Origin of the sequence: Rhodococcus sp. H36-A4, assembly GCF_027158005.1 — a bacterium.
Lineage (GTDB): Bacteria > Actinomycetota > Actinomycetes > Mycobacteriales > Mycobacteriaceae > Rhodococcoides.
Genome location: NZ_JAPVLQ010000005.1, coordinates 340373 through 361005, shown reverse-complemented (window position 1 = coordinate 361005; position 20633 = coordinate 340373). Strand labels below are relative to the sequence as shown.

General features: G+C 61.8%; 20 protein-coding genes. 9 read left to right on the top strand and 11 right to left on the bottom strand.

Annotated features, from left to right (window positions below):
- On the bottom strand, positions 1–2565 hold the full coding sequence (locus O1W68_RS16090; RefSeq protein WP_269305387.1) for a bifunctional FO biosynthesis protein CofGH: 2565 nt from the start codon (positions 2563–2565) through the stop codon (positions 1–3).
- A 267-nt stretch (positions 2566–2832) separates the two neighbouring features.
- Here O1W68_RS16090 and O1W68_RS16085 point away from each other — a divergent pair, with 267 nt between their 5' ends.
- The 3 genes from O1W68_RS16085 to O1W68_RS16075 all read left to right on the top strand — a co-directional run bounded on the left by O1W68_RS16085 (position 2833) and on the right by O1W68_RS16075 (position 5641).
- On the top strand, positions 2833–3321 hold the full coding sequence (locus O1W68_RS16085) for a PH domain-containing protein (RefSeq protein WP_269305137.1): 489 nt from the start codon (positions 2833–2835) through the stop codon (positions 3319–3321).
- A 62-nt stretch (positions 3322–3383) separates the two neighbouring features.
- On the top strand, positions 3384–4814 hold the full coding sequence (locus tag O1W68_RS16080; protein ID WP_269305385.1) for a PH domain-containing protein: 1431 nt from the start codon (positions 3384–3386) through the stop codon (positions 4812–4814).
- On the top strand, positions 4802–5641 hold the full coding sequence (locus tag O1W68_RS16075; RefSeq protein WP_269305135.1) for a uracil-DNA glycosylase: 840 nt from the start codon (positions 4802–4804) through the stop codon (positions 5639–5641). Before O1W68_RS16080 ends, O1W68_RS16075 begins: the two co-directional genes overlap by 13 nt.
- On the opposite strand, the gene O1W68_RS16070 is transcribed toward O1W68_RS16075, so the two are convergent.
- The 5 genes from O1W68_RS16070 to typA all read right to left on the bottom strand — a co-directional run bounded on the left by O1W68_RS16070 (position 5568) and on the right by typA (position 10894).
- The gene (locus tag O1W68_RS16070) at positions 5568–6020 is read right to left on the bottom strand and encodes a hypothetical protein (RefSeq protein ID WP_269305133.1); all 453 of its coding nucleotides are present in this window, start codon (positions 6018–6020) and stop codon (positions 5568–5570) included. The two genes, O1W68_RS16075 and O1W68_RS16070, sit on opposite strands and share 74 nt — an antisense overlap.
- A gap of 28 nt (positions 6021–6048) precedes the next feature.
- Entirely contained in the window at positions 6049–6207 is a 159-nt protein-coding gene (locus O1W68_RS16065; protein WP_176224757.1) for a hypothetical protein, read from the bottom strand.
- Positions 6208–6248: 41 nt separating this feature from the next.
- On the bottom strand, positions 6249–7154 hold the full coding sequence (gene mshB, locus O1W68_RS16060; RefSeq protein WP_269305131.1) for an N-acetyl-1-D-myo-inositol-2-amino-2-deoxy-alpha-D-glucopyranoside deacetylase: 906 nt from the start codon (positions 7152–7154) through the stop codon (positions 6249–6251).
- Positions 7130–8863, bottom strand: a complete 1734-nt coding sequence (locus tag O1W68_RS16055; RefSeq protein WP_442972380.1) for an ABC transporter family substrate-binding protein — start codon at positions 8861–8863, stop codon at positions 7130–7132. Before O1W68_RS16055 ends, mshB begins: the two co-directional genes overlap by 25 nt.
- Positions 8864–8956: 93 nt before the next feature.
- Positions 8957–10894, bottom strand: coding sequence for a translational GTPase TypA (gene typA / locus O1W68_RS16050; RefSeq protein ID WP_269305127.1), 1938 nt, complete (start codon positions 10892–10894; stop codon positions 8957–8959).
- 125 nt (positions 10895–11019) lie between these two features.
- Here typA and O1W68_RS16045 point away from each other — a divergent pair, with 125 nt between their 5' ends.
- Positions 11020–11259, top strand: a complete 240-nt coding sequence (locus tag O1W68_RS16045; protein WP_269305410.1) for a hypothetical protein — start codon at positions 11020–11022, stop codon at positions 11257–11259.
- Here O1W68_RS16045 and O1W68_RS16040 read toward each other — a convergent pair.
- A complete protein-coding gene (locus O1W68_RS16040; RefSeq protein ID WP_269305124.1) occupies positions 11252–11680 on the bottom strand; it encodes a (deoxy)nucleoside triphosphate pyrophosphohydrolase in 429 nt (142 codons plus the stop codon). The two genes, O1W68_RS16045 and O1W68_RS16040, sit on opposite strands and share 8 nt — an antisense overlap.
- A 15-nt stretch (positions 11681–11695) precedes the next feature.
- Here O1W68_RS16040 and O1W68_RS16035 point away from each other — a divergent pair, with 15 nt between their 5' ends.
- The gene (locus O1W68_RS16035; RefSeq protein WP_269305122.1) at positions 11696–11986 is read left to right on the top strand and encodes a 4a-hydroxytetrahydrobiopterin dehydratase; all 291 of its coding nucleotides are present in this window, start codon (positions 11696–11698) and stop codon (positions 11984–11986) included.
- Here the strand turns inward: O1W68_RS16035 and O1W68_RS16030 are convergent.
- Positions 11928–13154: a mannosyltransferase gene (locus O1W68_RS16030; RefSeq protein ID WP_269305121.1), complete on the bottom strand. Its 1227-nt coding sequence runs from the start codon at positions 13152–13154 to the stop codon at positions 11928–11930. The genes O1W68_RS16035 and O1W68_RS16030 overlap by 59 nt on opposite strands.
- 362 nt (positions 13155–13516) lie before the next feature.
- On the opposite strand from O1W68_RS16030, the gene O1W68_RS16025 reads away from it, so the two are divergent.
- Together O1W68_RS16025 and O1W68_RS16020 are read left to right on the top strand one after the other, a co-directional pair.
- Positions 13517–14329, top strand: a complete 813-nt coding sequence (locus O1W68_RS16025) for an Rv1157c family protein (protein WP_269305119.1) — start codon at positions 13517–13519, stop codon at positions 14327–14329.
- A 24-nt stretch (positions 14330–14353) separates the two neighbouring features.
- Complete coding sequence (locus O1W68_RS16020) at positions 14354–15559, top strand: MFS transporter (protein ID WP_269305118.1); 1206 nt, start codon at positions 14354–14356, stop codon at positions 15557–15559.
- A 63-nt stretch (positions 15560–15622) separates the two neighbouring features.
- On the opposite strand, the gene O1W68_RS16015 is transcribed toward O1W68_RS16020, so the two are convergent.
- Positions 15623–16345, bottom strand: a complete 723-nt coding sequence (locus tag O1W68_RS16015) for a DUF1906 domain-containing protein (protein WP_269305116.1) — start codon at positions 16343–16345, stop codon at positions 15623–15625.
- A gap of 240 nt (positions 16346–16585) precedes the next feature.
- On the opposite strand from O1W68_RS16015, the gene O1W68_RS16010 reads away from it, so the two are divergent.
- Together O1W68_RS16010 and O1W68_RS16005 are read left to right on the top strand one after the other, a co-directional pair.
- Positions 16586–17164 carry a TerD family protein gene (locus O1W68_RS16010; RefSeq protein WP_269305114.1) on the top strand — a complete coding sequence of 193 codons (579 nt, stop codon included), beginning with the start codon at positions 16586–16588 and terminating at the stop codon, positions 17162–17164.
- 136 nt (positions 17165–17300) lie between these two features.
- Positions 17301–18098 carry a hypothetical protein gene (locus O1W68_RS16005; protein WP_269305113.1) on the top strand — a complete coding sequence of 266 codons (798 nt, stop codon included), beginning with the start codon at positions 17301–17303 and terminating at the stop codon, positions 18096–18098.
- A 126-nt stretch (positions 18099–18224) separates the two neighbouring features.
- On the opposite strand, the gene O1W68_RS16000 is transcribed toward O1W68_RS16005, so the two are convergent.
- Together O1W68_RS16000 and O1W68_RS15995 are read right to left on the bottom strand one after the other, a co-directional pair.
- Entirely contained in the window at positions 18225–19229 is a 1005-nt protein-coding gene (locus tag O1W68_RS16000; RefSeq protein WP_269305111.1) for an NAD-dependent epimerase/dehydratase family protein, read from the bottom strand.
- Positions 19229–20623 (bottom strand): WS/DGAT/MGAT family O-acyltransferase, encoded by a 1395-nt coding sequence (locus tag O1W68_RS15995; RefSeq protein ID WP_269305109.1) that lies wholly within the window; start codon positions 20621–20623, stop codon positions 19229–19231. The genes O1W68_RS16000 and O1W68_RS15995 overlap by 1 nt, the downstream gene beginning before the upstream one ends.
- Positions 20624–20633: the final 10 nt, after the last annotated feature.

The following is a 20633-nucleotide window of genomic DNA, read 5'->3' as shown; positions in this document are numbered from 1 at the left end:
TCAGACGAGTCCAACCGCGGGGAACCTGTCGACGAGACCGTAGGTCGTCGTGCGTTCACGAGCAGGACGACCGATCCCGTTCGCAATCTCGTGGAGCTCGGCGACGGTCTTCTCCGATCCGTTCTGGCTTCCCGCCATCCGCGAAATGGTCTCTTCCATCAACGTGCCACCGAGATCGTTCGCGCCCCCGTTGAGCATCGCCTGAGTGCCGGTGATGCCGAGCTTGACCCACGAAGTCTGAATGCTGTCGATACGTCCGTGCAGCATGATCCGCGCCAATGCATGCACTGCGCGGTTGTCACGGTTGGTCGGGCCGGGACGCGACGCTCCGGCTAGATACAGCGGCGAGGACTGGTGCACGAACGGAAGCGGTACGAACTCGGTGAATCCGCCTGTCTTGTCCTGAATTCCCTTGAGCACGTTCATATGACCAACCCAGTGCGACGGATTGTCGACATGGCCGTACATCATCGTCGAGCTCGATCGCAGGCCTACTTCGTGTGCGGTGGTGACAACTTCGATCCACTCTGCAGCAGGCAACTTGCCCTTCGTCAACACCCAGCGGACCTCGTCGTCGAGGATCTCCGCTGCAGTACCGGGAATGGTGTCCAGCCCCGCGGCACGAAGTTCGACAAGCCAATCACGAATCGACTGTCCACCTCGTGAAGCCCCGTTGACGATCTCCATCGGCGAGAACGCATGGACGTGCATCGACGGCACCCGTGCTTTCACTGCGCGAACAAGGTCCGCATAACCGGTGACCGGCAGTTCCGGGTCGATACCGCCCTGCATGCAGACCTCGGTTGCACCGAGAGCGTGCGCCTCCCAGGCGCGGTCCGCCACCTCGGCCGTGGACAGCGTGAACGCATCCGCGTCGCCCTTGCGCTGCGCGAAAGCACAGAACCGGCAGCCGGTGTAGCAGATGTTGGTGAAGTTGATGTTCCGGTTGACGACGTAGGTGACGGTCTCGCCGTTGACCTGCCTGCGTAGGTCGTCCGCGAGGGCCGCGACGGCGTCCATGCCGGTCCCCTCGGCCGTCGCGAGCGCCAGGTACTGCTCGTCGGACAGACCGGCGGGATCCTTTTCGGCCGCTCGGAGCGCGGCCACCAGGTCCCTGTCGACGCGTTCGAGGCCGGCCAGATCGCGTACCTGCTCCCGGATGGACTCCCAATCCCCGAATGCGTTGTCGAGGTCGCTACGTGTTTCGGTGTTACGCCCCTCGGTGTCGATCTCGGTGTTGAGATCCACTCGGCCCGAGGACACCCACTCCTCGTCCGGTTCTTGCCACGGAAGCCCCGTCGGGAGGACGCCGTCACGCGCCATTCCGGTCTTAGGATCTGCCAGTGCATTCACGTGCGCGGAGATACGCGGATCGATCCACGGCGCGCCCGCGAGAACGTATTGCGGTTGCGCTGCTGTGCGCTCGGTCAGCGTGTATCCGGCGGCTTCGGACAGCTCGGCCAAGGTGTCGAGATTCGGCCACGGCCGTTCCGGGTTCACGTGATCGGGAGTCAGCGGAGAGACGCCACCCCAGTCGTCGACGCCGGCGCCGAGCAACGCAGCGGTCTCTTCGACGGCAACGAGGTTCGGTGGTGCTTGAATACGCATCGACGGCCCGAGCACCACCCGCGTGACCGCGATGGTTGCGAGGAATTCCTCCATGCCCGCATCGGGCGTATCTCGCATCACGGTGTCGTTCTTGGCGAGAAAGTTTTGCACGATGATCTCTTGCACATGACCGAAGGCCTTGTGCACCTTACGAATAGCCATAATCGACTCGGCTCGATCGCGGATGGTCTCCCCAATTCCGACGAGGATACCGGTGGTGAACGGGATGTTGAGGCGTCCGGCGTCGGTCAGAGTTCGTAGCCGAACCTCGGGATCCTTGTCCGGGCTGCCGTAGTGAGCCTGACCTTTTTCCTCGAACAGTCGGCGGGAGGTCGTCTCGAGCATCATTCCCATCGACGGCGCGACGGGCTTGAGGCGAGAGAGTTCTTGCCAGCTCATGACGCCAGGATTGAGATGGGGAAGCAATCCGGTTTCTTCGAGAACTCGGATCGACATGGCCCGGACGTAGTCCAGCGTGGAGTCGTAACCCCTGGAATCGAGCCATTCCTTGGCCTCGGGCCAGCGATCTTCCGGCCGGTCCCCGAGGGTGAACAGTGCTTCTTTGCATCCTAGTTCCGCGCCTTTGCGCGCAACCTCGATGATTTCGTCGGGATCCATGAACAGTCCGTGGCCTTCGGCGCGCAGTTTTCCTGGCACCGTCACGAACGTGCAGTAATGGCATTTGTCCCGGCACAGGCGAGTGATCGGAATGAACACCTTGCGCGAGTACGAGACCGTTTTGGGGCGGCCCGCCGACTCGAGACCCGCATCCCGCACCCGCGACGCCGAAGTGCAGAGGTCCACCAGGTCGTCACCGCGTGCGTGCAGCAGCACCGTTGCTTCGTCGACGTTGAGCGATACCCCGTCGCGGGCGCGTCGTAGAACACGACGCATTGCGGAGGGGGCGGGGACCTTTTCTGGTTCGGGAGCAGCGGCGGTTACAGGATCAGGCAGCATGGTCACCCGTCGATCATGCGCCACCGACGGGTCGGCGTGCCACCGGAGGTGGTCGGAGTGGGCAGGAGTGGAGCGTGCGGAACGACCAAGACAGGCAGGAGTGGAGCCTGCGGAACGACCAAGACAGGCAGGAGTGGAGCCCGCGGAACGACCAAGACAGGCAGGAGTGGAGCCTGCGGAACGACCAAGACAGCCAGGAGTGGAGCCTGCGGAACGACCAAGAGAGGCAGGAGTGGAGCTCGCGGAACGACCAGATTAGATTGGGGCATGATCACAATGACCGATCCAGCGTGGCGTCCGAGTCCGCGTGCACGGCAGTTGTGGGCCATCAATGCCTCGCTGATGTGGGTTCCGCTGTTCATCGCCCAGGTCGTGTGGGCCGTGATCGACGGCAAGTGGACGACGTGGCCCCATACGACGGTGTTCGCTGCGTCGATCTTGTTCGCAGCCGTTCATATCGTCGTCGTCCCTGTGTGGCGGTATCGCGTGCATCGTTGGGAGATCAGTGACACGGCGGTGTACACGCTGACCGGCTGGTTCGACCAGGAGCGACGTATCGCACCGATTTCGCGGGTGCAGACGGTCGATACCGAGCGTGGGCCGATCGACCGGATGCTGGGTTTGTCCACGGTCACCGTCACCACTGCGTCCTCGGCGGGCGCGGTCAAGATCACGGCTTTGGACAAAGAAGTGGCCGATCGCACTGTCGCTCAGCTCACCGAGATCGCCGGTAAGACGTTGGGCGATGCGACGTGAGTACCGATACCGAACTGCTGGTCGCCGAGGAGCAGCAACCGTGGCTGCGTCTGGACAAGCGGATGCTGTTGGTTCATCCGGTCAACGAGGCGGTGAAGGTCCTACCGGTGCTGTTCGTGTCTTTCGTGATCGGCAGTCGGAGCGGTAATCATCTATGGGGTTTGGTCATTGTGACCCTGGTGGTGCTGTTCGCATTGCTGCGCTGGTTCACCACCAGCTATCGCATCGGTCCGGTACACGTTCAACTGCGCACCGGGGTCTTCCAAAAGAAGCTGCTGTCGGTGCCGCGCAGCCGAATCCGGTCGGTAGATGTCGAAGCGGGCGTCATGCATCGGCTTCTGGGTCTGTCGATTTTGCGGATCGGCACCGGACAGCAGGCGGGCAAGGGTGAAAAGTTCGAATTGAACGCGCTCGACTCGAAGGTGGTCCCCGCGTTGCGCGAGCAGCTGCTGCAGCGAGCCGAGCGAGGGGCGGCTGCACTCAGGAAAGCGCCGCCCGCGGCAACCGAGATTGCGCATTGGAGGACCGAGTGGGTCCGATATGCACCGTTCTCGTTCACCGGCGTCGTGGCCATCGCGGCGGCGGTCGGGGTGCTCTTTCAATACGGGTTCGGTGAGCGCGTGGCAAATTCTTCCCTCGTCTCCAGCAGTATCGACTCCGCGGAGCGTTTCGGTATCGCCCTGGTGATCGTCGTCGGACTGCTGATTCTGCTGATCGTCGCCAGCCTCTTCGCATGCGCGCGTTACCTGATCGCGTACGGCAATCTGACCGTCACCGACGACGGCGCCCGCCTCCACGTCAACCATGGACTCCTCAAGACTCGCTCGACGACGCTCGACCGGAAACGCCTTCGTGGCACCTCGCTGTCCGAACCTCTGCTGCTGCGAATCGCCAAGGGCGCCAAGCTCGATGCGATCATGACGGGTGTCAGCGCGGAGAAGAAGGAATCGTCACTGCTGTTACCGCAAGCACCCGCACGCGAAGCGCTCCGCATGATGACGGTCGTGCTCGGTGACGCAGGGCTGCACGAGAACGCGCAGAAACCGCTGACGCCGCACGGACCGGCCGCCAAACGTCGCAGATACACCCGTGCAGTGGTCCCCGTACTCGTTGTGGCCGCCGCGCTCGGTATCGCCGAAGCATTCGGCGCTCCGATCCCGACAACCGTGTGGATTGCCGTGGTGATGGTGCTGCTCGGAGCTCTATTCGTCGCAAGGGATCGATACCGGGGCCTCGGCCACGCAGTATTGCCAGGCTGGTTGATCACCCGCCACGGATCCCTCGACCGCACCCGGCACTCACTGGAGGCCGCGGGGATCATCGGATGGACGGTCAGACAGACATTCTTCCAACGGCGAGCCGGTGTGGCGACAATCGTCGCTGCCACACCGGCCGGCGTCGGACACTACGAAGTTCTCGACATTCCCGCAGACCAAGCATGGGCCCTCATCGACGCCGTTACCCCAGGAGCCGGTGACACATGGGCTCACTGAACACACCTGACCCCGAACCTGGTCATTCCGCAGGCTCCACTCCTGACCCCCATAGTCATTCCGCAGGCTCCACTCCTGACCCCCATAGTCATTCCGCAGGCTCCACTCCTGACCCCCATAGTCATTCCGCGGGCTCCACTCCTGCCACCATCGCCGAACTCGACCTGGCTGTCAGTGCCTGCCGAGCTTGCCCCAGGCTTGTCGCCTGGAGGGAAAAGGTCGCGACCGAGAAACGAGCCGCATTTCGGGACGAAACCTACTGGGGCAGAGCGGTTCCGGGGTTCGGCCCCGCGGATGCGTCAGTTCTGATCGTCGGCCTCGCACCCGCCGCACACGGGGGAAACCGCACCGGACGCATGTTCACCGGGGACCGCAGCGGTGACTTTCTCTATGCGGCGCTGCATGCGGTCGGGCTTGCCAATCAACCGACAGCCACTCACATCGGCGACGGTTTGACGCTGCGCGGGGTCAGAATCACTGCGCCGGTTCATTGCGCTCCACCGGACAACAAGCCGACCGTCACCGAGCGTGATCGTTGCCGCACGTGGCTCGACATCGAATTGAGCTTGCTGAAGCCGACACTGAAATCCGTGGTCGTACTCGGCGGATTCGGTTGGCAGGCCCTGCTACCGGTGCTGGCAGCCAACGGCTGGGAGATTCCGCGTCCACGCCCCAAGTTCGGCCATGGCGCCGAGGTCGATCTGGGGTCGATCCGATTGTTCGGTAGCTATCACGTCAGTCAGCAGAACACGTTCACCGGGCGGTTGACTCCGGCGATGATCGAGGATGCGCTGCGGGCGGCCGGCTTCCATGCGGGGCTGATGTGAGCGCTGTCAGCCTCCAGGTGAACAACAGAACTCCAGCCGGGGCGATACCTGCTATCAGCAACAATGCCGTCCGCCAATCGGAAAGCAACAGCACATCGCCGCCGGGGCCACCGAACATGCAGACCAGCACTGCGACACCCCAAGCAATCAGCGGCGACGCGATGGCGAGGGGTCGTTCTGCTACTTTGCGCGCGGCGTAGAGAAGCATCACGTTGGCGATTCCCGCCAGCAGTGCGCTGACTGGAAAGGGCACCGGCCCGAGGTAGGCCGGGAGGAAGAATACGGACAGCACGCCGCAGAGAAAGCCGTCGAAAATAAGTACTGCGAGCGTTGCCCTCGACACGAGGACGACAGCATTGGATGCGGCCTTCGAGATCATGTAGCCAATACTGGCGTACTCCCCGCGGTCAGGAGACCGGCGGGTATCCCAAAGCGGTCAGCAGGTTGCTCAGCGCGGACGCGAGATCGGTGAGGCCGGACTGATACAGCATCTCCTGACGGGGGAAATCCGGTATCAACGAATTGACGAACGCAACGATGGCGTCTTGCACGACCCAGTTGTACATCTTGTGTGTTCCCCTGCTCGGCCGACCGCACTGAAGAAGATCTAGTGATAAAGATCATATTCTACGACGCCGGAAAACAGGTCACTTTCCCTACCCGACGCATCGACTTCTCCGCGATCGCCTCGAACGAGAACGAACTGTTCTTCAGCCAGGATCGGCTGCGCGATGTTGTTCGACAAGGCGTACTCGGTGCCCGAAGGCGCGACAGTCACCTGGGTGGCGTGCGCTTCGAGAGCAGCGCGTTTGCTGTCGAGAACGCTGCTCACGTCGAGCGAGGTGGTGATGGTCGCCTCGGGCACACTGGGCAGTTCACTGGGCTCGGGCATTCGCCAGCCGTCGGGAATGTCCGTGATCGAATCCAATCCACGCACAAGCTGTTTTTCGCCGGTGACGGTCCAGTAGAGCTTCTGCGGTGCCCACGGTGCGCCGACATCCTGGTAGCGGTCACTGTCTGCGATATCGACGGCCTCCGTCACCAGCGAATGCACTTGCTGATGGTCGGGATGTCCGTACCCACCCTCCGGGTCGTAGGCGATGACGACGTGGGGCCGGACCGTGCGGACGACCGAAAGCATTGCCGACAGAGCCTCGTCACGGTCGGCGTTGACGAACGCACGCGGATTCAGCGCCGCCGGGGTACCCGCCATCCCGGAGTCGCGCCACCGTCCGGCGCCACCCAAGAATGTCGGTCTTTGGGCACCGAGAACCGTAAGCGCCGTGTGCAATTCGAGAATTCGGTATCCACCGAGCTGATCGGCCCGGTCTGCGACAAGGCCTGCCCATCGGTCACCGATGACTTCGCCTTCCTCGCCGAGCGAGCACGTGAGGACCGTAACCTCGACTCCGGCTCGCGCGTAGTGCGCGATAGTTCCACCGGTGGTGATGGTTTCGTCGTCCGGATGCGCATGAACGAGCAACAGTCTCACTTGGTCTTGGTCCTCATCCACTGCGCAGCATCACCGAAGATGCCTACCTCGATCGGTCCTGCCAACGACACACCTTCGACACCGCTGCTCACGGCAACGACGGACGAATCCTGCATGATCGGAAGAACTGCGGACAACGCCCACAACTTCGGCTCCGCTTCGGCAACCAGCCGGTCCGCCGGAAGTTCGCCGCGTAGAGCCAGATTCACCGAATTCTGCAACTCCGGCACACATAAACCGGAGAGATTGCTCGGCGGACGCGCCTTGGCATCGTCGGTGACACCCGACTGAGTCGGGGCCGGCGCCGGTGGGCATCCGAATCTCGACGCCATCACGGTCGCCGGATCGTGTCCTACACTTGTCCATCCGACCACTGCGTCGACCCCGCCGTCTACGAGTGCCGTGCTGTACAACTCTTCGGGTGGCAACGGGGTCACCGATGCATTGATGCCCACGCCTGCAAGTTGGTCGGCAACTGTGTTCGCGACGGCGAGCGAGGTGGAATCGTCCTCTACTGCTCCGATGACGAATTCGACTGGCAATCCGTCTTTTTCGAGCGCCCCGTCTGGACCTGGCACGAATCCGGCTCCGGCGAGTAGTGCCAGCGCGCTCTGGCGATCGATCGGAGCAGGAGCAGTTGGGGCATAACCAGGGTCCGACGGACTCGACAGTTGAGCGCGCGCTGGGTGATCGGCCGACCCTGTCCCGGCTGCAACCGTCGACAACAGTGCCGGATCGAGAAGGCCGAGGATCCCCGCTCGCACATTTGGATCCGAAAGCATCGCGGTTCGGCCGTTGAGGGTCAGATCGAGAACGCGTGGCTGAAATCTGACGTCGGTACGAACCCCTGGTATTGCCGCGAGCTGCGCCCTCGTAGCGGTACTTGCCCGAACCTGGGCTACTTGAGCGTCTTTCGACCGAAGCGAGTCCGCAAGCTGGGCAGAGGTCCCACCTCGACGAAGCAGAATTCGGTCAGGCTTCGCCGGTTCGTCCCAGAACCGATCGTTGCGTTCGAGAAGGATTTCGTCTCGTCCTTCGTCGATCGACTTGATACTGAACTGACCGCCGGAGACCGGCACGTTGTCCACGAGACCGGTTTCGAAGCCACCGGGGGAATCTTTGAGGAGATGACTCGGGAGCAAATCGGAGAAGAGCCGTTGCCAATTCTGATATGGCTCAGCGAATGTCACGGCAACGCTCTTGCCCCCACCGGACGAGGCAACGTTGTCGATGAGGCCGTATCCTGCCGGGTCGACGACTCCGGGTTGCGAGATCATCTGTTGCCAGAGATACCGAAAATCCTCGGCGGCTATCGGCGAACTGTCGGACCACTGAGCTTCGTTGCGGAGCTGATAGGTGACCGTGAACGGATTCTGCGACGTCACCTCCGCCGACAACAACAGCGAAGGGTCCTGGACCCACACGGTGACCGCGGGGTTGGACGGATCGGTGGCCGGCCGAAACGGACTCGGTAGGACGAGCGCGCTCACCGCGGAGTTGGCAGGCGACTGGTCCGACAAGAGGTGCGGATTGAATCCGATGCCGACATCGTCGATTGCGACGACGACGGGATCTCCGGTTTCGACGGGAACTTCCGTCGTCGTGATGACGGGTGTCGGTTCGCTCTCGACCGGAGGCGGCGGGTTGGCGGTGCATGCTGCGAGAACCAGAGTGGGCAGAACCAAGGCGATGGTGCCGATGCCCAGGGGGCGCGCTCGCCGCAAATGCATCTCCTTCGTCGTAGCGCGTGTATGCGCAGTCTTCTGTCGAGACCGACTGCGCATACACGCGCGTCCAGCGCAATATACGAAAGCTACCGCTCTTTAGAGAGCAGCCTTGTCACGCGACTTGCTGCGCGAACGCTCACGAGCGCGCTCGTTGGAATCGAGGTGCACCTTACGGACGCGAACGACCTCGGGGGTCACTTCGACGCACTCGTCGACTGCACAGAATTCCATGGCCATTTCCAGGTCCATCTTCTTCGGCTTGGCGAGAGTCTCCATCACGTCTGCCGAAGACTGACGCATGTTCGTCAGCTTCTTCTCGCGTGTGACGTTGATGTCGAGGTCTTCCTGACGCGGGTTGATGCCCACGACCATGCCCTCGTACGTGTCGACGCCCGGCTCGACGAAGAATGTGCCGCGGTCCGCCAGCTGGATCATCGCGAACGGGGTGACGCTGCCTGCGCGGTCGGAGACGAGCGAACCGGTGTGGCGTGCGCGAATCTCCCCTGCCCACGGTCCGTAACCATGGAAGACAGCGTTGGCGATACCGGTGCCACGCGTGTCGGTGAGGAAGTCGGTGCGGAAACCGATGAGGCCACGCGAGGGAACGATGAACTCCATACGAACCCAACCTGCGCCGTGGTTCGTCATCTGCACCATCTTGCCCTTGCGTGCGGCGAGCAACTGAGTGACACCGCCGAGGTATTCCTCCGGGGAGTCGACGGTCAGTTCTTCGAACGGCTCATGCAGCTTGCCGTCGACCTGACGGGTGACCACCTGAGGCTTGCCGACGGTCAGCTCGAAGCCTTCACGACGCATCTGCTCGACGAGGATGGCGAGGGCCAACTCACCACGACCCTGGACCTCCCAGGCATCGGGACGGCCGATGTCGAGAACCTTCAGCGAGACGTTGCCGACGAGTTCCTGATCGAGACGGCTCTTGACCATGCGCGAGGTCAGCTTGTGACCACTGACGCGGCCGACGAGCGGGCTCGTGTTGGTGCCGATGGTGACCGAGATCGCCGGCTGGTCGACGGTGATCCGCGGCAATGCGACAGGGTTCTCGAGGTCGGCGAGGGTGTCACCGATCATGATGTCAGGGAAGCCTGCAACGGCGACGATGTCACCTGCAACACCCTTCTCACCCGGTACGCGCTCGACACCGATGGTGTTGAGCAGCTCGGTGATCTTCGTCTTCTGGACGACGGGCTCGCCGTCGATCTCACGCATCCAGCTCACGGTCTGGCCCTTGCTGAGCTGGCCGTTGTGGATGCGAACCAGAGCGAGGCGACCCAAGAATGCGGAAGCATCGAGGTTGGTGACGTGTGCCTGCAGAGGTGCGTCGACGCTTCCCTTGGGAGCAGGAACGTAGCTCAGCAGGACCTCGAACAGTTCGTCGAGGTTCTCCGCATCGGGAGCGTTGCCATTCTCGGGCTGAACCTTCGATGCCTTGCCCTCACGGCCGGAGGCGTAGAGAACAGGAAGGTCGAGGGCGAGCTCGGCAGCCTCGGAGGCTTCGTCGTCGAGGTCGGAAGCGAGATCGAGAAGCAGGTCGTGACTCTCGGAGACGACCTCTTCGATTCGTGCGTCGGGTCGATCGGTCTTGTTCACGACCAAGATGACGGGCAGCGACGCAGCGAGCGCCTTGCGCAGCACGAAGCGGGTCTGCGGTAGCGGACCCTCTGATGCATCGACGAGAAGGACGACGCCGTCGACCATGGACAGGCCGCGTTCGACCTCGCCACCGAAGTCGGCGTGCCCGGGGGTGTCGATGACGTTGATGACGGTCATGGTGCCGTCGGGGTTACGTCGGTGAACGGCCGTGTTCTTGGCCAGAATCGTGATGCCCTTTTCCCTCTCGAGGTCACCCGAGTCCATCACGCGATCGATCGCTTCGGCGCGTTCCTCGAACGCTCCCGACTGCCGGAGCATGGCGTCGACCAGCGTGGTCTTGCCATGGTCGACGTGTGCAACGATGGCTACGTTGCGAAAGGTGGTGGTGCTGTCGATGTTATCTGCACTGCTTGGGGCGCTCACGCGAAAGGTTCTCCTGGGTTGAATGCGGGCTCTTGTTCGCTAGCGGGCTTATGACGCTAGAGAAGCGCGCTGCACCGCGAGAATCTCGCGACTGAACAAGTTTACCCGCTACCCCAGGGTGACCTGTGACACGCAGTACCCTTTTCCACAAGTTCACCTTGAAATGCGAGATTTTCGGAGACGTTCACATGGGCAAGATCAAGGCCAAGAAGGTGTCGGGCCTCAAGCCCAAGAAAAAATGTTGCCGGAAGAAGACACGCTGCATCAAGTGTCCCGTGGTGATCATGAGGATGAAGAAGCTCGAAGATCAGGGCGTCTCCGGCAAGGACCTGAAGAAGGGTCTGAAGAAGGCCCGCTCTACCTGAGCATCAGCGCAAGTTCGGTTACCCATTCGCGGTCCGCATCGACCAGATCCATCTCTCGCAGGCCTGCGGCGTCGACCCACCGTAGATCTGAATGATCCAGCGGGGCAGGCGATCCCGCGACCAGTTCCACGCGATAGGCCCGCAGAATTCGCCCGGCTCCGAGGGGGACATCGCCGGCCAACTGCACTCCTACAGAAGTGTCGACGCCGAGCTCCTCGTGTAGCTCACGCATCAACGCCCGAGCGTCGCTTTCGCCGGGTTCGACCTTTCCTCCTGGAAGCTCCCACAGACCCGCGAGCTCCGGTGGACGGGCTCGCTGAGCGAGTAGGAGTAGCCCGTCGGCGACGATGGCACCGGCCACCACGACGGCGGGAGCGGTGATGTCGGGAGCGGAACCAGCTGATTTTTCGGCTTCGGTCATGTCAGGATCGTTCCCATGAGTGAACTACTGTCCAACGCCGAGATCGACGACGCACTGAGCAGTCTGCCGGAGTGGAGTCTCGATGACTCCTCGATCACCCGAACGGTCGAGTTGCCGACGTTTCCGGCGGCGATCCAGTTCGTGTCGAGGGTGGCGACCGCTGCCGAGGCTGCGGGGCACCATCCCGACATCGATATCCGATGGCGAAAGTTGACCTTCACGCTGTCCACGCACTCCGAGGGCGGGCTCACGTCGAAGGACGTGGATCTGGCTCGCGAGATCGAGAAGCTGCTGATTCGAGATTGACCCGTCGCCTTCCCAGGTAGATCGCCAGGATGTAGACGAGGAGTGCACCGAGTACGTCGACGGTTCCGAGCCAGGCGAGTATTCCTGGACGGGATACGAGCCAGATCGACTCCTGGAAGAAGCTGAGGATCCAGGGGATGCCGATGACGCTGGTCACCAGCCAATACCCGGCCACGATCCGCGTGAGAAGAGCATCGCGATCCGGCCCGTGTACGAGCCACACGAGCAGCGGCATCACCCATACCCAGTGGTGTGACCACGAGATCGGTGAGATGAGCAGCCCCAACAGTTGAACGACAAGGAGGATGCCGAGTCGATCGTCGCGTCGTAGCGAGCGCCATGCGGCGATTGCGAGAGCGGAGACGATGACGACGCCGCCGATCCACAGCGGCCCGGATCCGATGTCGTGTCCGGCGATCCGGCTCATTGCTCCGCGCAGCGACTGGTTCCACACCGAGCCGACCGGCCCGATTCGATCGGCGTCACCGAGGAGGGTGGTGAAGTAGGTCCCTGCTTGATGGCCGAGAACCAGGTAACTGAGCGCGACCGTGGCAGCGAAGGCGACGGCAGAAAAGATCGCCGCCTTCCAGCGCTTCGTGGCCAGGAAATAGAGCCCGGTTATCGCCGGCGTGAGCTTGATTCCGGCGACGAAACCGATGAGTCCACCTGCCACCCACCAACGCGTACTTCTGATCGCCACGATGGCACCCAGTGCAAGGAAGACGTTGACCTGCCCGTAGTCGAGAGTAGTGCGCACGGGTTCGGTCCACAGGGCCAGCGCTGTCCATGCCATGGCGATGCGGGTCCACCGAAAGGTGCCTGCCACGTCGTCCCCGAGCATCAGTCCGAGGCTGAGCTTGATGAGAAGGAACATCGCTGCCATCGTCGCCAACTGCCAGGCGATCCCGACGACGGTGAACGGCAGATAGTGCAATGGCAAGAAGACCAACGCTGCGAACGGCGGATAGGTGAACGGAAGCGGAAAGTCGGGAGTCTTCACCGAGTAGGTGAAGTTGTAGAGATCGTCTTTCAGCAATGCTGCCGAACCGTCCACGTAGACGTGCAGGTCGACGAGGTTCATCCCGTTGGGCGTTGCGAAGGCCCAGGCGAGTCGGGCCAGGACTGACAGCGCAAGCAGTAAGGGGGCGTATCGAACCAGTCGGTTCACCTGTTGTCTCTCGCTCCCGCTCGGTGCTGTTCGGTCGTCTCGGTTCGAGATCGACAGCCGAGCTTATAAGAAGCCCGATCAAGGTTTTTATAGGGAACCCGATCGGGCTTCGCCCACGCGGTTCACAGAAAATGTGGACGATCGTCATGGATGTTCACAAATAACATTTGCATCACCAATCACACTATTCACTTCTGTAACACGCTAATGTCCGTGGACGGTCAATGCCGAGTCGCGCCCGCACAGAGTCGGACAACGCCCGAAAGTACCGGCTGTACAAGCAAGGGTCGGATACATAGAGTGACCCCTCGAGCCAACAACCGCTTCATGGCCCGTTTTACGATCAGGATGGGGAAAATCAAGTGCTTCGTACCGGGGTAACACGCAAAGTCGTCACTGTTGCGGCGGTGGCATGCGCCGCTGTGCTCGCGCTGCCGACCTTTGCTTCTGCAGAGCCAGCACCGCCTGCAGCCGAGCTGCCTCCCATGTTCCTCCCCGCTCCGGACCAGCCTCTGCCGGACTACGCGCAGATCGAAGCACTTGCATCGTTCGCCCCCGCCATCATGGGTGCCGCCGCAGGTCCGACCGACGTCGCAGCGGGCCCGCAGGGCGATCTCCTCGCCCAGGCACGTCAGCTGCTGGACAATCCCGCCATTCCCGAGACGGTGAAAGCCACTCTTACAAGGGTCATCACGTTCCTCGACGGATCCGGTGGCGGCGGACCAGAACTGCCTCCTTCCGACGGGCCGGTCATCGCGCAGTTCCTCTACCCGACCATCGGTAAAGGCTGCATCTCGGACACGGCAGATTCCATCGGCACCGCGCTGGCCGTACCCGGCCCCGCAACGCTTCCGCCTCCCGGACCTGCAGCAGGCCACGCCGGCTTCGTTTTCACCGCCCTCGGCACAGCACCCCTTGCTGCTCAGCAGGAGTCACCGTTCACCGTGACGTGGCTCAATCTCGACAATCGTCGTACCGGCACCCAGGAGTTGACCGGAGCATCGGCCATCAACCCGGGCGGGCCTGCCACGGTCTCCGGTATTGCTGATACCGGACCGGGACGCGTCCTTGCCGTCGCGTCCGGTTCCATTACCACTCAGTCGGTCGAAGATGCCGCTGCACCGGCGCGGAGCTGCGGATTCCTTCCTACGATCGGGACCTTCTACGTAGCCTGATCATCATGTGAGTAGGGTCTGCTCGTGAGCAGACCCCTCGCATTCGTTGCGATTACCTATGCATTTGCGGTAGCAATGATCGGCACCACGATGCCGACACCGGTCTACTCGCTGTACCAGGTCGAGTTCGGATTCTCCGTTTTCGTCGTCACGATAATCTTTGCCGCCTACGCGCTGGGAGTGCTTACTGCACTCCTGGCGTTCGGTCGTTGGTCGGACTCCCTGGGTCGTCGCCCGATGCTGCTTGCCGGGATCGCATTCGGCATCGTCAGCGCGTTGGTGTTCATTTTCGCCGGATCGCTCACCGCTCTGCTGATCGGACGGGTGCTCTCGGGCTTGTCGGCGGGCATATTCGTCGGAACCGCCACCGTGACATTGGTGGAATTGGTGCCGGACAAGTGGCGCGCACACGCACCGGCGATTGCGACGGCAGCGAATATCGGTGGACTCGGTCTCGGGCCACTTCTTGCCGGTGTGCTGGTTCAGTATCTACCGCACCCGATGCAGCTGACATACATCGTCGATATCGGTTTGCTGGTGCTGGCGGCGGTCGCGGTGTACCTCTCCCCCGAGACGGTGAAAGTTGCACGCGGAGCCAGACCGCACCTGCAGAGACTGTCGATTCCGGCGCCGCTCCGCGGCACGTTTTTGCGTGCTTCCATTGCCGGCTTCGCCGGATTCGCCGTTCTGGGTCTGTTCACCGGCGTCTCTCCGGGCTTCATGACCAGCGTCCTCGGCATCGAGGACCACGCTGTGACAGGCACTGTCGTCTTCGTGTTGTTTGCCTCGTCCGCGGCCGCTCAGATCGGGCTCAGCGCCCTGGATACGTCGTTCGCGCTGCGGGCAGGGTGCGTCGTACTGTTCGCCGGAGTCGTAGCCCTCGCAATTTCCTTGCTGACAGCGTCGTTGCCCCTGCTGATTTTGAGCGCCGTGGTGAGTGGAGTCGGGCAGGGAGTGACGTTCAGCAAGGGAATGTCGACGGTGACCGCAGAACTACCGGCGGATCGACGCGCCGAAGTGACGTCGACATTCTTCGTAGTCCTGTACATCGCCATCTCGGTGCCCGTGATCGGAGCAGGCGCAGCCGCGAATACCTGGGGCCTCGTCACAGCTGGGGTGGTGTTCTCCTGCGCAGTCGCCGCGCTCGCAGCCATCGCTTTTCTGCTATTGGTACTCGAATCCAGTGGACGAGACTCGAATCACGAAGCGAAGGAATCCGACAAGTACTGATAGATATAACCGGCGATCGTATAAATTACATCGATGAGATTCATATCGTCTTTCTTTCGGAATTCAGGCTAGGGACCATTGGCCGTAGTCCGGTTTGAGAATTACATTGATGTCCACGGCGATGCCATCGACCTTTCCTTTGTCGATCTGCACTTGATGTAGATGCGCGGCGGGGTGCCGGAAACCTTTCGGAGTACCCCAATTGTGCTGCCAATACCATTGGCAGAGCCCAGCTATCGACGCCAATTCGATAGTCGGCGAATTGGCGTAGATCCCGGTGTTCTCGCCTCCGACGACAGATTGCCAACCGAGGATGTACGGCGCAATCATCGTGGCGAACTCGACCGCGGTGGGATTGTCGTCGATAGAGGCGTAGATAGGACGGTTCTGGGGTCCACCGGCGGCTCGATGCAGTTCCACGCCCCGGTTCGCATGCTTTACCCCCGCCGCGTATCCGCCTCTCCAGTCGGACGTTGCACCCTTGCCGAACTGATAGTTGGACACAACTTCCAACCCTGCTTCGGTCAGCGCATCGGCCTCGTCACGCTTCATCGGCTTGCCGAGCATCCATTCGGCACCTGGTCTGCGATCGGAAACATAGCGAACGGCGCCGAGGTGGCCTGCCGCTTTGATCGCCTCCGGCGAGGGGACCCCGCCCGAATAGTCGACAAGCGTGCCCAAGCCGTCGGCGTGCGCTGCTGTACGGGCGCCCAATGTCGCCAATCCGACGGCAGTGGCCGAGCCCACCGCCGCGTATTTGAACAACTCGCGTCGTGAAACGTGCACTTCAAGCCCCCACTTCGTTAGACCGATTCGGCGTGTCGCACCGCTGATACATGTCGGCGCTGCTACCTTTTTCGGTTTGCGTATTGCACCACACTCACTTCAGTACCGCTAGTCACTCCATGCTCCACAGCATCATTTGTCTCTCTCTGCACAGACGCGCGAGCACTTACCTTCGCCGTCCCACGCGGGCACGACCTACTGTGGAGTTATCGGTTCAGGACGATCGAAGGAGAGATTTTCATGGGCGTAACGCTTTCCAAGGGCGGAAATGTGTCGCTGACCAAGGAGGCCCCCAACCTCACGGCAGTATCGGTCGGTCTGGGGTGGGACGTCCGCGACACCACGGGCGGCGACTTCGACCTGGACGCAAGCGCAATCGGTCTGGACTCGAACAAGAAGTCTGTCGACGATCTGTTCTTCGTGTTCTACAACAATCTCCGTTCGCCGGACGGTGCCATCGAGCACACCGGCGACAACCGGACGGGCGAGGGCGAGGGTGATGACGAGAGCATCGACATCGATCTCGTGGCACTCTCACCGAAAGTCGAATCGATCGTGTTCCCGGTCTCGATTCACGACGCCGATTCTCTGGGCCAGAATTTCGGCCAGGTCGTCAACGCATTCATCCGGGTGGTCGATCGCGCCGACAATCGCGAGTTGGCTCGCTTCGATCTCAGCGAGGATGCGTCGACCGAAACCGCCATGGTGTTCGGAGAGTTGTACCGACGAGGTCAGGAATGGAAATTCCGGGCAATCGGACAGGGTTATGCGTCCGGTTTGACGGGCATTGTTCGCGACTACGGAATCAATGTCGGTTAGCTGATTCTTGGAAATCATCTGTCTGCTGCGGGTATCGATTGAATAACCGAGGACCTCTGGGCTTGAGAATTCATGCGCGAGTGTGGTCGGATCACCACATTCGTAACATTGGTTTCACCAGTCACAGGAGCAACACATGTCGTCTCGGTTCGGTCGAATAGCTGGAACAGTCGCACTCTCCTGCGCAGCTCTGCTTGCGCTGCCCGCCACTGCGACGGCGGACCCCGCACCAATGGATCCACTGTCGCAGGCAGTGACTGCGCTTGCGCAGCAGGGCACCTCGGCTACCGATCCTGCGCTTGCCGCAGCGACCGCTATCTCGGGAGCACGCACTGCGGTCGCCGACGACGTCGACGCCAACCCTCTCGCGGCTCTCGACACCGCCAACAGGATCCTTACCGACCTCGGTATCACGCCGTTCTTCTATCCGACAGCGGCCATCAATTGTGCTGAGGTTCCCGGCGTACCCTTCGGCATCTCTCCGGCCGTAGCGGGAGCAGCGGGAGGGCCTTGGCCGAACGCGAAGGCACCATTGCTTCCCCCACTCAACGCTGTCGAGAAGGGCGAGACGATGTTTGCCTTCCTCCCGGCGGGCATCGTCGATGACTCGGCGAACAAGGCCGGCATGCAGGTGGCGTGGTTCAACGTCAACACCTTGAAGGGTGGATTCGCCGACATGGGCGGAGCCACTACGACATTCGTCGATTCGATACTCGACAACGCCAAGCTCGACCCCATTACTACCGAGTTGGTACGGGGCGCGTTGACCACGGCGATCGCCAAGTTGCCTGCCGCCGGGGCGCGCCTCGCGCCGGTGGAAACCGGCTCGGGAACCGTTCTCGCAGCTGTGTTCGGCAACGTCGAACACAAGACTGCCGACGGCGTCAACAACTGCTTCTACTTCCCGACCGTGGGCTTGGTAAACGTCGGCTGACGCTTTTTCCACCGATCGGATCGTGAACCGACCAAATGCGGCGCCGCTCTTGCGGCGCCGCATTTGGTCTCGATAAGAGCTTCTACGAATACCCTTGGGGTTGAGCCGAAGTCACGTGGCGATCGGTTACAACCGTCCGACGCTGCGCAGGCCTGCAACCGTGGCATCGAGCGTGTCGAGAGAACCTCTGTAGTGCACGCCCAGATCCTTTTCGCTCGGTGAATCGTCTGAAGGCGGCATCTGTGTGTAGTACTGCATGGCCGCCTCGGAAATCGGTGAACGAGAAACGGGAGTCTCGATCGGCGACACCGAGTCGACGATGTCCGATGCTCGTCCCAGCAGTCGCAACGCGACGTCGGGAACGGGAACCGGGAGCACTGTCGTACCCGTGATCTTGCGGAGCATCTCGGCAATCGATGCGATCGGTATCCGCTTCCCACCCACCATGTAGCGACGCGGCCCACGCCCGGGTTCGAGCAAAGCCGCATGCACCGCCGCCAGATCACGGACGTCGACGACAGTCCAGGCTGCGCTGCGTCCGGGCAGCATGCGCATTTTCAGAGCGGATTCGACGCCGTCTGCGGCTTCACCGAACTGGTCCCCCGCAGGAGGCCCGAGCACCATGCCGGGGTAAGTGATGACGACTGGCGCACCGCCGTCCTGCATGCCGCGTGCATAGAGGTCGACCTGGGACTTGGTGCGTCCGTATGCATCGGTTCCGCCGACGACCGGAAGATCGGCGCGAAGCATCTCCAACTCCGGACGAAAGAGGGCCGTGAAGCTCGACACGTGCACGATCGGATCCAAGCCCAGCGCGGCGGCAGTTCCGAGCACGTTCTCCGCACCCAGCATGTTCGTGGCGATCATCTCTTCGGCACGAGATGGATCGGTAGCGACGACTGCTGCGGCATGAACGACACTGTCGCAGCCATCCATGGCCCGCGAGATCGAATCACCGTCGGTGATATCCCCGAGGCGGAAGTCGCTGACGTCCAGGCCTATTTGGGCTGCGCTGGTCTGCAATCTATCGGGATTTCTGACCAGGAAACGAACTTCGTGGCCGGCGTCGACGGCCGCCTTCGCGGTCCATGCCCCAACGAAACCGGTACCGCCGGTGACGAGCACCCGCATCAGCTCTCCTTTGTTCGTGTTTGTGCTGCCGTCAGAAGCTCTGCGAGAGACTCGCCCATCGCGTCGGCGAGCCGATCCAAGTCCGGTGTTTGTTCACGGTCTGCGATCAGACCGATGTCGAGGCGCCCGTCACCGGACATGACGGTGATGTTGAGACCGGCTCCGTGCAATATCGGCCCTAGAGGAAACATTCCGGTCACCTTGGCCCCGAGGAAATACAGCGGCATCGGTGGACCGGGGACATTCGACATCACCAGGTTGTGCACGACGGGGTGATGCTGGGCGAGATCGAGAGCCGCGTAGGCCCTCATCGCCGCTGCAAATGTTGCTGGAGAGGCAAATTGGGCCCAGTCCTGTAGCAGGGTCGCACCGATTTCCCTGTTGTGATCCTTGCCGACCTCATGGCTCGCGGAGATCGCGAGCAATCGTTCTACCGGGTCGTCTATGTCGGTGGCCAGAGATGCGAACATTGCCGATACCTGATTGGTCCCGGGTCTGCTGCTTTTCTCGTGTACCGACACCGGGACGACGGCGATGAGCGATTCTTCCGGTAGACCATCGGACTTTTCGAGATAGATACGGATTGCACCCGCACACATGGCCAGTACGACGTCGTTCACTTTGGCGTCGAATGCGTTCTTTATTTCCTTGACGTCGGAGAGTTTCAGTTGCTCGAAGGCAACGCTGCGGTGCCGACTGAGCGTGCCGTTGAATTGCGTTCGCGGTGCTGCGAACGGCGCAGGCATAGCGCGTCCGCTCCGGGCCCGCCCGATCCATCCGGTGAGGGTTCGTACCGTGGCAGGCAGAATCGTGAGTGCCTGCAGGGGCCTGCTTGCGAACGAGACTGCGCTTCCCACCGCAAGGTCGAAGTTGTTGACCGATCCGACTCCCGGAGACGGTGGGAGCGGCTCCGCATCCCGATCTATGCTGCACAGTAGCGAAATGATGTTCGCTGCCGAGATTCCGTCGACCGTCGAGTGATGCATCTTCAGAAAAATGGGAGTCTTGCCGTTCTTCGCCCCTTCGAGCACCCACATCTCCCACAGCGGCCGCGAACGCTCCAGGGGTTGCACGGAGAAATGCGCACATGCCTCCGCGACTTCTTCTTTTCCTGCGGGCGCAGGGAGAGTCATGCGGTGGAAATGCTTGTCGATGTCGAAGTTCTCGTCTTCGACCCAGACAGGGTGGTCGAGATTGAAGACGCTGTCGTGGAGCTTCTTACGGAGCGTTGGAATGCCCTCCAGCCGACGCAATAGCTCGACCTTCAGGGCATCGGCGTCGTAGTCGACGTCATCACCCACCGCTTCGAGTTCGATGAGACCGCACACATTCAGTGGCTGCTCAGGAGTTTCGAGGTATAGAAAGCTCGCGTCCAGTCCGCTCAACCGTTCCATTCGATTGACA

Coding starts and splice junctions, on each gene's coding strand:
- O1W68_RS16090 (WP_269305387.1), bottom strand. CDS start 2,565: ATGCTGCCTGATCCTGTAACCGCCGCTGCTCCCGAACCAGAAAAGGTC.
- O1W68_RS16085 (WP_269305137.1), top strand. CDS start 2,833: ATGATCACAATGACCGATCCAGCGTGGCGTCCGAGTCCGCGTGCACGG.
- O1W68_RS16080 (WP_269305385.1), top strand. CDS start 3,384: ATGCTGTTGGTTCATCCGGTCAACGAGGCGGTGAAGGTCCTACCGGTG.
- O1W68_RS16075 (WP_269305135.1), top strand. CDS start 4,802: ATGGGCTCACTGAACACACCTGACCCCGAACCTGGTCATTCCGCAGGC.
- O1W68_RS16070 (WP_269305133.1), bottom strand. CDS start 6,020: ATGATCTCGAAGGCCGCATCCAATGCTGTCGTCCTCGTGTCGAGGGCA.
- O1W68_RS16065 (WP_176224757.1), bottom strand. CDS start 6,207: ATGTACAACTGGGTCGTGCAAGACGCCATCGTTGCGTTCGTCAATTCG.
- O1W68_RS16055 (WP_442972380.1), bottom strand. CDS start 8,863: ATGCATTTGCGGCGAGCGCGCCCCCTGGGCATCGGCACCATCGCCTTG.
- O1W68_RS16040 (WP_269305124.1), bottom strand. CDS start 11,680: ATGACCGAAGCCGAAAAATCAGCTGGTTCCGCTCCCGACATCACCGCT.
- O1W68_RS16035 (WP_269305122.1), top strand. CDS start 11,696: ATGAGTGAACTACTGTCCAACGCCGAGATCGACGACGCACTGAGCAGT.
- O1W68_RS16010 (WP_269305114.1), top strand. CDS start 16,586: ATGGGCGTAACGCTTTCCAAGGGCGGAAATGTGTCGCTGACCAAGGAG.
- O1W68_RS16005 (WP_269305113.1), top strand. CDS start 17,301: ATGTCGTCTCGGTTCGGTCGAATAGCTGGAACAGTCGCACTCTCCTGC.
- O1W68_RS16000 (WP_269305111.1), bottom strand. CDS start 19,229: ATGCGGGTGCTCGTCACCGGCGGTACCGGTTTCGTTGGGGCATGGACC.
- O1W68_RS15995 (WP_269305109.1), bottom strand. CDS start 20,623: ATGGAACGGTTGAGCGGACTGGACGCGAGCTTTCTATACCTCGAAACT.